The 15,053-nt window shown below is 72.2% G+C and carries 11 protein-coding genes and 1 pseudogene; 10 read left to right on the top strand and 2 right to left on the bottom strand.

The features are described 5' to 3' along the window. Positions 1 to 60 precede the first annotated feature (60 nt). The 10 genes and pseudogenes from FM125_RS02395 (at position 61) to FM125_RS02440 (ending at position 13,514) form a co-directional block, all read left to right on the top strand. On the top strand, positions 61 to 1,254 hold the full coding sequence (locus FM125_RS02395) for an N-acetylglucosamine-6-phosphate deacetylase (protein ID WP_087133555.1): 1,194 nt from the start codon (positions 61 to 63) through the stop codon (positions 1,252 to 1,254). Positions 1,255 to 1,438: 184 nt separating this feature from the next. Then, positions 1,439 to 3,307: an acetolactate synthase large subunit gene (locus FM125_RS02400; RefSeq protein WP_087133530.1), complete on the top strand. Its 1,869-nt coding sequence runs from the start codon at positions 1,439 to 1,441 to the stop codon at positions 3,305 to 3,307. Between the two features lie 3 nt (positions 3,308 to 3,310). Then, positions 3,311 to 3,841 carry an acetolactate synthase small subunit gene (ilvN, locus tag FM125_RS02405; protein WP_067188791.1) on the top strand — a complete coding sequence of 177 codons (531 nt, stop codon included), beginning with the start codon at positions 3,311 to 3,313 and terminating at the stop codon, positions 3,839 to 3,841. 137 nt (positions 3,842 to 3,978) lie between these two features. Further along, positions 3,979 to 5,010 carry a ketol-acid reductoisomerase gene (ilvC, locus tag FM125_RS02410; RefSeq protein ID WP_067188789.1) on the top strand — a complete coding sequence of 344 codons (1,032 nt, stop codon included), beginning with the start codon at positions 3,979 to 3,981 and terminating at the stop codon, positions 5,008 to 5,010. Between the two features lie 167 nt (positions 5,011 to 5,177). Continuing rightward, complete coding sequence (gene serA / locus FM125_RS02415) at positions 5,178 to 6,779, top strand: phosphoglycerate dehydrogenase (RefSeq protein ID WP_180525303.1); 1,602 nt, start codon at positions 5,178 to 5,180, stop codon at positions 6,777 to 6,779. Between the two features lie 113 nt (positions 6,780 to 6,892). Continuing rightward, a complete protein-coding gene (gene metG / locus FM125_RS02420; protein WP_425435773.1) occupies positions 6,893 to 8,512 on the top strand; it encodes a methionine--tRNA ligase in 1,620 nt (539 codons plus the stop codon). 67 nt (positions 8,513 to 8,579) lie between these two features. Next, complete coding sequence (locus FM125_RS02425) at positions 8,580 to 9,668, top strand: 3-isopropylmalate dehydrogenase (RefSeq protein ID WP_087133533.1); 1,089 nt, start codon at positions 8,580 to 8,582, stop codon at positions 9,666 to 9,668. Between the two features lie 218 nt (positions 9,669 to 9,886). Continuing rightward, a complete protein-coding gene (locus FM125_RS02430; protein WP_087133534.1) occupies positions 9,887 to 10,978 on the top strand; it encodes a branched-chain amino acid aminotransferase in 1,092 nt (363 codons plus the stop codon). 127 nt (positions 10,979 to 11,105) lie between these two features. Further along, positions 11,106 to 13,267, top strand: a pseudogene (locus FM125_RS02435) (carbon starvation CstA family protein); the annotation flags it as partial. A gap of 1 nt (position 13,268) precedes the next feature. Further along, positions 13,269 to 13,514 (top strand): YbdD/YjiX family protein, encoded by a 246-nt coding sequence (locus tag FM125_RS02440; RefSeq protein ID WP_087133535.1) that lies wholly within the window; start codon positions 13,269 to 13,271, stop codon positions 13,512 to 13,514. Between the two features lie 79 nt (positions 13,515 to 13,593). Here FM125_RS02440 and FM125_RS02445 read toward each other — a convergent pair whose 3' ends face one another. Both FM125_RS02445 and FM125_RS02450 read right to left on the bottom strand, forming a co-directional pair. Then, entirely contained in the window at positions 13,594 to 14,625 is a 1,032-nt protein-coding gene (locus tag FM125_RS02445; RefSeq protein WP_087133536.1) for a DUF6177 family protein, read from the bottom strand. Continuing rightward, positions 14,622 to 15,050, bottom strand: coding sequence for a hypothetical protein (locus FM125_RS02450; protein WP_087133537.1), 429 nt, complete (start codon positions 15,048 to 15,050; stop codon positions 14,622 to 14,624). Before FM125_RS02450 ends, FM125_RS02445 begins: the two co-directional genes overlap by 4 nt. Between the last annotated feature and the right edge of the window lie 3 nt (positions 15,051 to 15,053).

Below are 15,053 nucleotides of genomic sequence, written 5' to 3' on the forward strand. Positions count from 1 at the left end.
CGTGTGCCGGGCGCGGGCCCCTGCATCCTGCGCGCCGCGCACGTCCATGACGGGGACGTGATGCACGACGACGGCCGCCTCGCCCTGGACGTCGGCCGCGTCCTGGCCGTGTGGTCCGGTCCGGGTCTGCCGTCGGCACGCTCCGCGTCGACCGTCGTCGACGGCCCGGGGGAGGACTCTGCGGCCGCGGGCGAGCCGAGCGCAGGCAGGGCGCTCGCCGCACGCCTGGCGGGGGCGCCGGTCCACGACCTCGGCGATGTGGTCCTCGCACCGGCGCCGGTGGACATCCACTGCCACGGCGCCGGGGGTGCGTCCTTCTCCGACGGGCCGGAGGCGGCCCGCCACGCCGCGTCGACGCTGCGGGCCCACGGCACGGCGCACGTCGTGGCCTCGCTCGTGAGCGAGCCGGTGCCCGTGGTGGAGCGCCAGGTCCGTGCCCTGGCCCCGCTCGTGGCCGAGGGGGTGCTGGCCGGGCTCCATCTCGAGGGGCCGTGGCTCGCCCCGGACCACCGCGGCGCACACGACCCCGCGGCGCTCTGCGCTCCGACACCGGCCGACGTGGACCGGCTGCTCGCCGCCGCCGACGGGGCGCCGCTGATGGTGACACTGGCGCCCGAGCTGCCCGGCGGCCTCGACGCGGTGCGGCGGCTGGCGGAGGCGGGGGCCGTCGTCGGGGTCGGACACACCGCCGCCGACTACGGGACCACGCTGCAGGCCATCGAGGCGGGGGCCACCGTGGCGACGCACCTGTACAACGGCTGCCGCCGACCGACCCACCGGGACCCCGGACCCGTCCTCGCGCTCCTGGAGGGTGCCCGGGCCGGGCTGGTGACGATCGAGACGATCGCCGACGGCGTGCACCTGCATCCGGCCGTGCTGCGCCGCACCGCCGCCGAGGCGGGCCGTCGGTGGGCGATGGTCTCCGACGCGATGGCGGCCGCCTGCTGCGCGGACGGCGACTACCGGCTCGGGCCCCTCGCGGTGACGGTCGCCCGCGGTGTCGCCCGGGTACTCGGCGAGGGTCGGGAGCCCGGGGCGATCGCCGGCTCGACCGTCACCCTGGCAGGCTCCGTCGAGCACGCCGTGGCCGCCGGGATCGGCTTGGAACAGGCGCTGCGTGCCGTCACCGCGGTGCCCGCCGACGCGCTCGGCCTCGATCTCGGCAGGCTGCGCCCGGGTGTCCCCGCACAGGTGCTCGTCACGAACCTCGTCGGCCGCGCTGTTCACGATCCGGTCATGGATCCCGCATGGTGAGACGTCCCCGAGGGCACATGGCCGGAGTCGCCGCGCTGCGCGGATAGTGTGACCCAGGAGACCACCCGTCGCGTCCGTCCCCCACCACAGGGCCGGCCGCGGAGGACCCCCGGCCCCACCAGGTCGGCGGGTCCGCGGATGGACCCAGAGTTCCACCACCCTCCGTCCACCGAGGTGAGCATTCATGAGCACGCCGCAGCGCGCGGGCACGGCCACGGCACCGCCGACGCCCCGCCCGCCCCGTCCCCACCGCTCCGACAACATCGAGCCGCGCGTCCCCGGCCCGTGCCGCACGGTCGAGCCGACCCGCATGACCGGCTCCGCCGGCATCGTCCGCAGCCTCGAGGAGATCGGTGTGACCGATGTCTTCGGCCTTCCGGGCGGCGCGATCCTCCCGACCTACGACCCGCTGATGGACTCCTCGTCCATCCGTCACATCCTGGTGCGCCACGAGCAGGGCGCAGGCCACGCCGCCCAGGGCTACTACCTGGCCACCGGCCGTCCCGGCGTCGCCCTGGCCACCTCCGGGCCCGGAGCCACCAATCTCGTCACTGCCATCGCCGACGCCCACATGGACTCCCAGGCCGTCGTGTTCATCACCGGGCAGGTGAACTCCACGGCGATCGGCACGGACGCCTTCCAGGAGGCGGACATCGTCGGCGTCACCATGCCGATCGCCAAGCACTCCCGCCTCGTCACCCGGGCGGAGGACATCCCGCAGGCACTGGCCGAGGCCTTCCACATCGCCGCCACCGGCCGGCCGGGCCCGGTGCTGGTGGACATCACCAAGGACGCCCAGGTCGGCGAGTTCGAGTTCTCCTGGCCGCCGAAGCCCGAGCTGCCCGGCTACCGGCCGGTGCGCCGCGGCCACCCGCGGCAGATCCGGGCCGCCGCGCGGCTGATCCGGCAGAGCGCCCGACCGGTGCTGTACGTCGGCGGCGGCATCGCGCGCGCCGACGCCTCGGCCGAGCTGCGCGAGCTCGCCGAAGTGACCGGCATCCCCGTGGTGACCACGCTGACGGCGCGGGGCGTCTTCCCGGACTCCCATGAGCTGCATGTCGGCATGCCCGGCATGCACGGCTCCGTCTCCGCCGTGGCGGCCCTGCAGCAGTCGGACCTGCTCATCACGCTCGGTGCACGCTTCGACGACCGCGTCACTGGACTGCTCGCGAGCTTCGCCCCGGGGGCCAAGGTCATCCACGCGGACGTGGACCCCGCCGAGATCTCCAAGAACCGTCAGGCGGACATCCCGATCGTCGGCGACCTCAAGGAGATCGTCCCGGACCTCACCGAGGAACTGCGCCGCGACCCCGACGGTGTGGGCATGCCCGACCTCACCGGCTGGTGGGGCGTGCTGAACCGCTTGCGCGAGACCTACCCGCTCGGCTGGACCGAGCCGGAGGACGGCCTGCTGGCACCGCAGAAGGTCATCCAGCGCCTGTCCGAGCTCTCCGGGTCCGAGGCGACCTACGTCGCCGGCGTCGGCCAGCATCAGATGTGGGCCGCGCAGTTCGTGCAGTACGAGCGCCCGCGCCAGTGGCTGAACTCGGCCGGACTGGGAACCATGGGCTACGCCGTGCCCGCCGCGATGGGCGCCAAGGTCGGCGATCCGGACCGCGTGGTCTGGGCCATCGACGGCGACGGCTGCTTCCAGATGACCAACCAGGAGCTGGCCACCTGCGTGATCAACCGGATCCCCATCAAGGTGGCCGTCATCAACAACTCGTCCCTGGGCATGGTCCGTCAGTGGCAGACCCTGTTCTACGACTCGCGCTATTCCAACACGGACCTGAACACCGGGCACGGCACCGTTCGCGTCCCGGACTTCGTGAAGCTCGCCGACGCCTACGGCGCGGTCGGCCTGCGCTGCGAGCGCGAGGAGGACCTGGACGAGACCATTCGGAAGGCCCTGGAAGTGGACGACCGCCCCGTGGTCATCGACTTCGTGGTCTCCAGGGACTCGATGGTGTGGCCGATGGTTCCGGCCGGTGTCAGCAACGACGCCATCCAGGTCGCCCGCGGCATGACGCCGGACTTCACGCAGGAGGACTGAGACATGGTCAACGAGACGGAGCCCACCCAGCGCCACACCCTGTCCGTCCTGGTCCAGGACGTGCCGGGCGTGCTGACCCGGGTGGCAGGACTGTTCGCCCGGCGCGCGTTCAACATCCACTCGCTCGCCGTGGGCGTCACCGAGGTCGAGGGCCTGTCCCGCATCACGGTGGTGGTGGACACGGACCCGCGCCTGCTCGAGCAGGTGACCAAGCAGCTCAACAAGCTGATCAACGTCATCAAGGTCATCGAGCTCGCCCCGGAGGCATCGGTGCAGCGCGACCACCTGCTCGTCAAGGTCCGCGCCGACGCCACGACCCGCGGCCAGGTCGTCCAGGCCGCGGAGCTGTTCCGCGCGCAGGTCGTGGACGTCGCCCCGGAGTCGCTGACCCTCGAGGCCACCGGCTCCAGGGACAAGCTCAACGCCCTGCTCGAGCTGCTCGCCCCGTTCGGGGTCCGCGAGCTCGTCCGCTCCGGCACCCTCGGCGTCGCCCGAGGAGGCCGGTCCATGACCGAGCGGGCCCTGGCCCGCTGACGTCCCCGGCGCCGCCCGGCCCCGGACCCCACCGCCCCGTCGGCCCGCCTCCGAGCGGACCGGCACACCGAACCCGCCATCCGTCAGAGCCCCGGCCGCCGCACCGGTCGGGACCTGCGAACCGAAGGAGAACCGCCATGTCTGCGAAGAAGTTCTACGACGCCGACGCCGACCTCTCGATCATCCAGGGCCGCACCGTGGCCGTGATCGGCTACGGCTCCCAGGGCCACGCCCACTCCCTGTCCCTGCGTGACTCCGGCGTGGACGTCCGCGTCGGCCTGGCCGAGGGATCCACGTCCCGGGCCAAGGCCGAGGCCGAGGGCCTCCGCGTGGTCGACGTGGCCACCGCCGCCGCCGAGGCCGACCTGATCATGATCCTCACCCCGGACCAGGTCCAGGCGGACGTCTACAACGAGCACATCGCGCCGAACCTCCAGGACGGCGACGCCCTCTTCTTCGCCCACGGCTTCAACGTGCGCTTCGGCTACATCCAGGCCCCGGCCGGCGTGGACGTCGCCCTCGTGGCCCCGAAGGGCCCGGGCCACGTGGTGCGCCGCGAGTTCGAGGCCGGCCGCGGCGTCCCCGCCCTGATCGCCGTGGAGCAGGACGCCTCCGGCGAGGCCCACGCCCTCGCCCTGTCCTACGCGAAGGGCATCGGCGGCACCCGCGCCGGCGTCATCGAGACCACCTTCACCGAGGAGACCGAGTCCGACCTGTTCGGCGAGCAGGCCGTGCTCTGCGGCGGCGCCTCCCAGCTGATCCAGTACGGCTTCGAGACCCTCACCGAGGCCGGCTACCAGCCGGAGATCGCCTACTTCGAGGTGCTGCACGAGCTCAAGCTGATCGTGGACCTCATGGTCGAAGGCGGCCTGGCCAAGCAGCGCTGGTCCATCTCCGACACCGCCGAGTTCGGCGACTACGTCTCCGGCCCGCGCGTCATCGACGAGCGCGTCAAGGAGAACATGAAGGCCGTCCTCGCGGACATCCAGTCCGGCGCCTTCGCCCAGCGTTTCATGGACGACCAGAAGGCCGGCGCCCCCGAGTTCAGGCAGCTGCGTGCCAAGGCCGAGCAGCACCCGATCGAGGAGACCGGCCGCGAGCTGCGCCAGATGTTCGCCTGGCTCAAGGACACCGACGACGACTACACCGAGGGCACCGCCGCCCGCTGACCCGGACGGTGCGCCCGCCCTCTGATCGCCCCGGCTGATCCCCGACGACGGCGCCGTCACCTCGTGAGGTGCCGGCGCCGTCGTCATATTCCATTCCTTGCATAGAAATGCGGCTAGGCTCGGCCACGACCCGCCGCATCCGATCCGCACCCCGTGAAGGAAGAACCGTGAGCGCTGCCCAGCCCGTCGTCCTGATCGCCGAGGAGCTGTCCCCGGCCACGGTCGAGGCCCTCGGCCCCGACTTCGAGATCCGTCACACCGACGGTGCCGACCGTGCCCGCCTGCTGGCGGACCTGCCCGGTGCCGACGCCGTCCTCATCCGCTCGGCCACCCAGATGGACGCCGAGGCCATGGCCGCCGCCACGAACCTCAAGGTCATCGCCCGCGCCGGCGTCGGCTTGGACAACGTGGACGTGCCCGCCGCCACCGCCGCCGGCGTCATGGTGGTCAACGCCCCGACCTCCAACATCCTCTCCGCCGCCGAGCTGACCTGCGGCCACATCCTGGCCTCGGCCCGCAACATCGCGCCGGCCAACGCCGCCCTCAAGCAGGGGGAGTGGAAGCGCTCCAAGTACTCCGGAGTCGAGCTGTTCGGCAAGTCCCTCGGCATCATCGGCCTGGGCCGCATCGGCGCCCTCGTGGCCGAGCGCATGAAGGCCTTCGGCATGGACATCCTCGCCTACGACCCCTACATCACCGCGGCCCGGGCGCAGCAGCTCGGCGCCGAGCTGGTCGAGCTCGACGAGCTCCTCGAGCGCGCGGACTTCGTCACCATCCACATGCCCAAGACCCCGGAGACCGTCGGCATGCTCTCGGACGACCAGTTCGAGCGCATGAAGGACTCCGCGTTCGTGGTGAACGTCGCCCGCGGCGGACTGGTGGACGAGGAGGCCCTCGACCGCGCCCTGGCCGCCGGGAAGATCGCCGGCGCCGGCATCGATGTGTTCGCCTCCGAGCCTGCCACGGACCTGCCGTTCTTCGCCCACGACCGCTCCACCGTCACGCCGCACCTGGGCGCCTCCACCGCAGAGGCGCAGGAGAAGGCCGGCGTCGCCGTCGCCCGCTCCGTGCGCCTGGCCCTGGCCGGAGAGCTGGTGCCGGACGCCGTGAACGTCGCCGGCGGCGTCATCCACGAGGACGTGCGACCGGGCCTGCCGCTGGCCGAGAACCTCGGGCGCGTGCTCACGGCTCTGCTGGGCGAGCGCTCGCTCACCGCCGTGGAGGTGGAGGTCGCCGGAGAGATCGCCGCGCAGGACGTCTCCTCCCTGCAGCTGGCCGCCCTCAAGGGCGTCTTCACGGACGTCGTCTCGGACCAGGTCTCCTACGTCAACGCGCCGGTGCTCGCCGAGCAGCGTGGTGTGGAGACCCGCCTGACCACCACCGCCGAGTCCAGCTCCTACCGCAACGTGGTCACCGTCCGCGGCGCCACCGCACAGGGAGACCAGGTCTCCGTCTCCGGCACCCTCGTGGGCCCGCGCCAGCGGCAGAAGCTGGTGGGCGTGGACCGCGCGGAGATCGAGGTGCCGCTGTCCGACCACCTTCTCGCCTTCCGCTACACGGACCGGCCGGGCGTCATCGGCATCCTCGGCCAGGCGCTGGGAGAGCAGGGCGTGAACATCGCCGGCATGGACGTCTCCCGCGAGGCCGAGGGTGGCACCGCCCTGGCCGTGCTCCAGATCGACTCGGCGCTGCAGCCGGGCACCCTGGACAAGCTCGAGCAGGCCATCGAGGCAGAACGCGCCGCCGAGGTGGACCTCGCCGAGCGCTGAGCCGGTCAGCGGGCAGACCCGCCGCGGCACACCGCAGCCGCCACGGCCACGGCCCCGGGACGGAAGCGGCCCCGTCACCCGATCAGGGTGACGGGGCCGTCGTCGTTAGAATCGTGCGGGTGAGCACCCAGCGCGATCCCTTCTACGTCACTTCGGCCATCCACTACCCGAACGGCGAGCCGCACATCGGCCACGCCTACGAGATGGTGGGCGCCGACGCCCTCGCCCGCTTCATGCGCCTCGACGGCCGCGAGGTCTTCTTCCTCACCGGCACGGACGAGCACGGCCAGAAGATGGCCCAGGCCGCAGAGAAGCTGGGCCTGACCCCCATGGAGCTGGCCACCCGCAACTCCGCCGCCTTCAAGGCGATGGACGACGACGTGCTGAACGTGTCCTACGACCGCTTCATCCGGACCACCGACGAGGACCACCACCGTGCGTCCCAGGAGCTGTGGCGCCGCATGGAGGCCAACGGAGACATCTACCTGGACCGCTACGCCGGCTGGTACTCCGTACGCGACGAGCGCTTCTTCACCGAAGACGAGACCGAGGTCCGCGAGGACGGACAGCGGTACGCCGTGGAGACCGGCACCGAGGTCACCTGGACCGAGGAGGAGTCCTACTTCTTCCGCCTCTCCGCCTACACGGACAGGCTGCTCGCCTTCTATGAGGCGAACCCGGACTTCGCCGGTCCCCGCTACCGCTTCAACGAGGTCATCCGCTTCGTGGAGCAGGGCCTGAACGACCTCTCCATCTCCCGGACCAGCTTCGACTGGGGCATCACCGTCCCCGCCCCGGCCGGAGGCGGGGCGCCCTCGGCCCACCACGTCATGTACGTCTGGGTGGACGCGCTGACGAACTATCTGACCGGCGTCGGCTTCCCGGACGAGTCCTCCGAGTCCTTCGCCAGGTTCTGGCCGGCCGACGTGCACGTGATCGGCAAGGACATCTCCCGCTTCCACTGCATCTTCTGGCCGGCGTTCCTCATGTCCGCCGGGATCGAGCTGCCCAGGCGCGTGATGATCCACGGCTTCCTCAACAACAACGGCGAGAAGATGTCCAAGTCCCTGGGCAACGTCGTCGCCCCGGCCGAGTGGGCGGCCCGCTACGGCCTGGACGCCGTGCGCTTCTTCCTGCTGCGCGAGTTCTCCTTCGGCGCGGACGGCTCCTACAACCACGATGCCGTGGTGGGCCGCAAGAACGCCGACCTGGCCAACAACCTGGGAAACCTCGCCCAGCGCTCGCTGTCCATGGCGTTCAAGAACTGTGAGGCCGCCGTGCCCGTTCCGGGCGAGCCCACCGACGCCGATCGCGCGATCCTCGCCCAGGTGGACGGCCTGCTCGAGCATGCCCGGGCCGCCTACGCCGTGCAGGACTTCCATGGTTCGCTCGAGGAGACCTGGCGCGTGCTCGGCGAGGTCAACGCGTACTTCGCGGACCAGGCCCCGTGGGTGCTGCGCAAGACCGACGAGGAGCGCATGCGCACCGTCCTCTACGTCACCCTGCAGGCCGTGCGCCGCGTCGCCCTGCTGGTCCAGCCGGTGATGCCGGACTCGGCCACCCGCCTGCTGGACCTGCTCGGCGTCGAGCCGAGCGGTGACGCCGGGAAGACCAACGCCTCCAACGAGGGCCCGCGCTCCTTCGCCGCCTTCGCCGAGGACCTCGCGCCCGGCACCGCCCTGCCGAAGCCGACCGGCGTCTTCCCCCGACATGAGGAGCCTGCCGAGGCCTGAGTCCGACATGTGAGAGCCCCTGCTCGGATCATGGAATCCCGGCCGGGGCTCTCCTAGGGTGGCGCCCATGAGCCAGACTCCCTCCGCCCCGCACGTGCCCGCCGAGGGCTCCATCGACCTCGCCGTCATCGGCGGTGACGGCATCGGCCCCGAGGTGACCGCCCAGGCGCTCGTCGTCCTCCAGGCGGCGCTGGCCGCCGAGGGCGAGGCGGAGGCCAAGGTCACCGAGTACCCGCTCGGTGCCGAGCACTGGAAGGCCACCGGGGAGGCCCTGGACCCGGAGACCCTGGACGCCCTGCGGCAGCACGACGCGATCCTCTTCGGCGCCGTGGGCGTCGCCCCGGGCGACACCGAGGTCCCCTCCGGCCTGCTCGAGCGCCAGGTGCTGCTCACGCTCCGCTTCGAGCTCGACCACGCCGTGAACCTGCGCCCCACCAAGCTCTACCCGGGCGCCGTCAGCCCGCTCTCCGACCCCGGCGACGTGGACTTCACCGTGGTCCGCGAGGGCACCGAGGGCCCCTACGCCGGCAACGGCGGGCAACTGCGCGGCGGCACGGACCAGGAGATCGCCACCGAGGTGTCCGTGAACACCGCCTACGGCGTGGAGCGCGTGGTCCGGGACGCCTTCGCCCGCGCCCAGGCCTCGGACCGGAAGAGGCTCACCTTCGTGCACAAGCACAACGTGCTCGTCCACGCCGGCCACCTCTGGAAGCGCGTCGTCGAGCAGGTCGCCGCCGACTTCCCGGAGGTCATGCACGACTACCTGCACGTGGACGCCGCCACCATCCTCATGGTCACCGACCCGGCCCGCTTCGACGTGATCGTCACGGACAACCTGTTCGGCGACATCCTCACGGACCTGGCCGCGGCGATCGGCGGGGGCATCGGCCTGGCCGCCTCCGGCAACATCAACGTCTCCGGCACAGCGCCGTCCATGTTCGAGCCGGTCCACGGCTCGGCCCCGGACATCGCCGGCCAGGGCGTCGCGGACCCGACCGCCGCGACCCTCTCCGCCGCCATGCTCCTGGAGCACCTCGGCCGCGGCGCCGCCGCCGACCGGATCCACCGCGCCGTCTGGGCCCACCTCGCCGAGCGCACCGCGGGGGAGAAGGTCTCGACCGAGGCGGTCGGCCGGGACATCGCCGCCCGCCTCTGACGCGCACCGGCGCACAGAGCACGAGCACACGGCCCGTCCGCCCGTGCTCTCGGCCCGTCCGCCCGCGCTCTCGGCGCGTCCGGAATGTGAGCACCGCCACCGACGGGCCTATCATCAAGGGCAGGGCCTGGCCCGCCTCCCGCCGCCGCCTCCGCCGTGGTAGGGAAGGCGCGCCGTGCAGGCCGCCGCAGAATCTGCACGTCAGGAGTGAGCACACCGTGTCCGAGACCACCTTCCGCCGCATCGAGCATCCGTCCCCGCGCACCGAGGCCGAGCGCGAGCAGATCCTCGCCGCCCCCGGCTTCGGACAGGACTTCACGGACCACATGGTCTCCATCGACTGGACGAACGACGACCAGGGCGGGTCCTGGCACGACGCCCGCGTGGAGCCCTACGGCCCCATCCAGATGTCCCCGGCCGCGGCGGTGCTGCACTACGCCCAGGAGATTTTCGAGGGCTTGAAGGCCTACAGGCACGCGGACGGCTCGATCTGGACGTTCCGCCCGCAGGCCAACGCCGCTCGCCTGAACCGCTCGGCCGCCCGCCTGGCCCTGCCCCAGCTGCCGGAGGAGCTGTTCCTGGAGTCCATCCGCCAGCTCGTCTCCACGGACGCCGCCTGGGTTCCCGGCGGCGACGGCGAGGCGCTCTACCTGCGCCCGTTCATGTACGCCTCCGAGGCGTTCCTGGGCGTCCGCTCCGCCAACGAGGTGTCCTACAAGGTGATCGCCTCCCCGGCCGGCAACTACTTCGGCGGCGAGCTCAAGCCGGTGACGATCTGGGTCTCCCGCGCCTACGCCCGCGCCGCCGCCGGCGGCACCGGCTCGGCCAAGTGCGGCGGCAACTACGCCGGCTCGCTGGTCGCCCAGCAGGAGGCCGCGGAGCACGGCGCCGACCAGGTGCTGTTCCTGGACCGCACCCATGACAACTCCGTCGAGGAGCTCGGCGGCATGAACGTGTTCTTCGTCTACAAGGACGGCCGCCTGGTCACCCCGGAGCTGACCGGCACCATCCTCGAGGGGGTCACCCGCTCCTCCATCCTGCAGCTCGGCCGGGATATGGGCCTGACGGTCCAGGAACGCCGCATCACCGTGGACGAGTGGGACCAGGGCGTGTCCTCAGGCGAGATCACCGAGGTCTTCGCCTGCGGCACCGCCGCCGTGGTCACCCCGATCGGCCGCCTGCTGGACGGGGACAAGGTCATCGAGTCCGCCGGGGGCACCGACGTGACCCTGAAGATCCGCGAGACCCTGCTCGGCATCCAGACCGGCACGGTTGAGGACACCCACGGCTGGATGCACCGCCTCGTCTGACCCCATCCCACGAACGGAGCCCCCCGTGAGCTCGCACCGCTCCTCCGCGCCCGCCGAGGGCGCCCCACGCCCGGCCACGGCGCCGGATGACCTCCCGCCCACCGAGGCCGCCGGCCGGCCCCGCTAGACGCCCGTGAAGATCGCCGTCTGGGTGGCCGTCGCGCTGCTCGGCGGCGTCGCCTGGACCATGCTCGCCCTGCACCGCGGCGAGACGATCAACGCGATCTGGTTCGTGTTCGCGGCCGTGGCCGCGTTCGCGATCGGCTACCGCTTCTACTCGAAGTACGTCGAGCGCATGATCGTCCACCCGGACGACACCCGCGCCACCCCGGCCGAGTACCGGGCCGACGGCCGGGACTACGTGGCCACCGACCGCCGCGTGCTCTACGGCCACCACTTCGCGGCCATCGCCGGCGCCGGCCCGCTCGTGGGCCCCGTGCTCGCCGCGCAGATGGGGTATATGCCCGGCACCATATCTGGATCATCGTCGGCGTGATCCTGGCCGGCGCGGTCCAGGACTACCTCGTCCTGTTCTTCTCGATGCGCCGCGGCGGCCGCTCGCTGGACCAGATGGCCCGGGACGAGCTGGGCCGCGTCGGGGGCACCGCCGCGATCATCGCGACCCTGCTGATCATGGTGATCATCACGGCCATCCTGGCGCTCGTGGTGGTCAACGCCCTGGGCGAGTCCCCGTGGGGCGTGTTCTCCGTGGCCATGACTATCCCGATCGCGCTCTTCATGGGCGCCTACCTGCGCTGGATCCGCCCGGGCCGCATCACCGAGATCTCCGTGATCGGGTTCGTCCTGCTCCTGGCGGCCATCATCGGCGGCGGCTGGGTCGCCGGGACCGAGTGGGGCGCGGCCCTGTTCACCCTGGACCGCACCACGATCGCCTGGGCCGTGATCATCTACGGATTCGTCGCCGCCGTGCTGCCCGTGTGGCTGCTGCTCGCGCCGCGCGACTACCTGTCCACCTTCATGAAGATCGGCGTGATCGCCGGTCTCGCGCTGGCCATCGTCGTCGTGCAGCCGCGCATCGGCGCCCCCGCGTTCTCCGAGTTCGCCTCGGGCCAGACCGGCCCGGTGTGGCCCGGTTCGCTGTTCCCGTTCCTGTTCGTCACCATCGCGTGCGGTGCGCGCTCCGGCTTCCACGCGCTGATCGCCTCGGGCACGACGCCCAAGATGGTCGAGAAGGAACGGCAGACCCGCTTCATCGGCTACGGCGGCATGCTCACGGAGGCCTTCGTGGCCATCATGGCGCTCGTGGCCGCCGTCGCACTCGACCGCGGCATCTACTTCGCCATGAACTCCCCGGCCGCCCTCACCGGCGGCACCCCGGAGACCGCCGTCGACTTCGTCATGGGCCTCGGCCAGGCCGGGGTGAACCTTGCCCCCGGGGACCTGACCCACCTGGCCGACCTCGTGGGCGAGGAGACCGTGGTCTCCCGCACCGGCGGCGCCCCCACCCTCGCGGTCGGCCTGGCGCACATCATGTGCCAGCTCGTGGGCGGCGACGGGCTCATGGGCTTCTGGTACCACTTCGCGATCATGTTCGAGGCGCTGTTCATCCTCACCGCCGTCGACGCCGGCACGCGCGTGGCCCGCTTCATGCTCCAGGACTCCCTGGGCAACGTGGTCCCCCGCTTCAAGGACACCTCGTGGCGCGTGGGCGCGTGGGTCTGCACGGCCATCATGGTGGCCGCGTGGGGCGCCGTGCTGATCATGGGCGTCACCGATCCGCTGGGCGGCATCAACACGCTGTTCCCGCTGTTCGGCATCGCCAATCAGCTGCTGGCCTCGATCGCGCTCGCCGTGGTCCTGGCGATCGTGGCCAAGCGGCGGCACTTCCGCGGCCTGTGGATCGTCGCCCTGCCGTTGGCGTTCATCACCGTGGTCACCACCGTGGCGTCGTTCCAGAAGATCTTCTCCTCCATCCCGGCGGTGGGCTACTGGGCGCAGCATCGCGCGTTCCAGGATGCCCTGGCGGCGGGGAAGACGAGCTTCGGCGCCGCGAAGTCCGTGCCGGCCATGGAGGCCGTGGTCCGGAATACGGCCATCCAGGGCACGCTCTCCGTCGTCTTCCTGGTGCTGGCGCTGATCGTCATCACGACGTCGATGCTCGCCACGGTGCGCGCCTTCCGCGGCACCGAGGTCATCGACCACCAAAACCCGTACGTGCCCTCGCAGCGCTTCGCCCCGGCCGGGCTGTTCGCCACGGCCGAGGAGAAGGAGCTGCAGCGGCAGTGGGACGCCCTGCCGGCGGACCGGCAGCCGGTGCGGAGTCACTGACGTGGCCGATCCGCGCGTGACGCCGGCCGGGCCCTCCACCGCGGAGGGCCCGGCCGGCCCGTCTCGGCCCGGGGTGTGGGCCCGGGCGCGCTGGTGGGTCCGCCAGCTCTCCGGCGAGGGGAAGTACGACGCGTACGTGGCCCACCACCGGGCGCACCACCCGGAGCGCGCGCCGATGACCGAGCGGGAGTTCTGGCGGGCCGAGTACGCCCGCCAGGAGGAGAATCCGGGCAGCCGCTGCTGCTGAGGGCTGATCCCTGGACGGCACGCCGGCCCGTCACCCACACGCGTGGGTGACGGGCCGGCGTCGTCCCGAGGGTGACGGCTCAGTCGGTGCGCGCGCCGAGGACGTGGGCCAGGATCCCCTGCTGTGCGGCGAGGGGATGGGCGCCGGCGCGTTCGGCGCCCTCAGGCGTCTGGGGGAAGAACACGGCCAGCCCCGTGCCGGGACCGCTGCCGAGCAGACGGGTGGACTCCGCGCCCTGCTCCTGCGCGAAGGCGGCGAGCGCCGTCACGTCCCGCCCCTGCAGGGCCTCGGGGCCGAACTGGAGCCAGGCCGGCACGGGGGAGCCCAGCCAGAAGGGGTGGACGACCGTGGGGTCCCCTCCTGCGATCTGCTGCCCTGCGGCCCAGCGCACCCCATGGCGGTGCAGCTGCAGGGACACGGCCTCCGGCCGTTCGCCGTCCAGGGTCGCGTCCCTCTCCACCCAGGCCCGGACATGCTCCACGACGCCGTTCCGGGGCCGCTGGATCTCGAGCATGGCGGCCAGGCGACGATCGCCGCCCTGGTTCCCGGTGAGCGGCCCTGCCACGTGCAGCAGGACGTCGTGGGGCTCCCCGCGCGAAAACCGCCGGGTGATCGACTTCGCGTCCCACGGCTCGGTGACGGGCTCCTGCATGCCCCAGCCGAGCGGCACGTCGCCGGTGAGCGCCGCCGTCAGCGCTTCGGTGAGCCCGCCGACCTGCGTCCGCGGTCGGCGGGGGTACAGGGACTCCGCCTGCACCAGGAGCCCACCCCGGTCCTGCGCCGCGCCCTCGCGCAACCAGCCGGGGTGGGGGTCGTCGAGGACCTCCGCGGACCCGTCGTCGCCCAGGTGGACGCTGTGGCCGGAACGGCCCAGGTAGTGGGTGCCGTCGTCGGTTTCGACGAGCCACAGCCCGCCCAGGCGGTCCAGGACGTGGAGAAGGCCGCGGGAGAGCGCGCTCGTGGGCGGCGTGATCACCAGCAGGCCCAGGCCGTCCCGGGCGGCCTGGTGCATCACCTTGCTGAACCAGTTCCCGTGGCGCACCACGGGGGCCTCGGAGAACACGGCCAGGCGCTGCCCGACGACTACGGTGTGCGTGGTGGCGAGGTTCATGCCCACTCCCTGCGCTGCTCGGGGCCGGTCTCGCCCAGATGGGTGAAGCGGCCGTCGTGGTCGATGCACGTCCCCTGCCCCAGATGCGCCACCGACCGGCAGAAGCGGGCGGCGAGGGACTCCGCGCGGGCCGACGGCTGGATGACGTGCACCTCGTTCCAGTACGTCTCGGGATCGGCCGGGAGACCGGAGAAGTCGAACCCGGCCTCGTGGCCGAAGACGCGGCGCACCTCACCGGAGACGCGCACCCGCAGGGGGACGTCCACGGTGAAGAGCTCCTCCCGGCCGGTCGGGTCGGCGACGCGCCAGCACTCGGCGGCGTCGTCCACGGTGAGGACCAGCTCCGGGTCGAGGTCGGCCGCAGCCCAGGCCCAGGCGGCGGGCTCCGGCGGCTGCAGGGTGATGATCGTGAAGCGGTGGGACACGGG

Origin of the sequence: Micrococcus lylae (genome assembly GCF_900163825.1) — a bacterium.
Lineage (GTDB): Bacteria > Actinomycetota > Actinomycetes > Actinomycetales > Micrococcaceae > Micrococcus > Micrococcus lylae.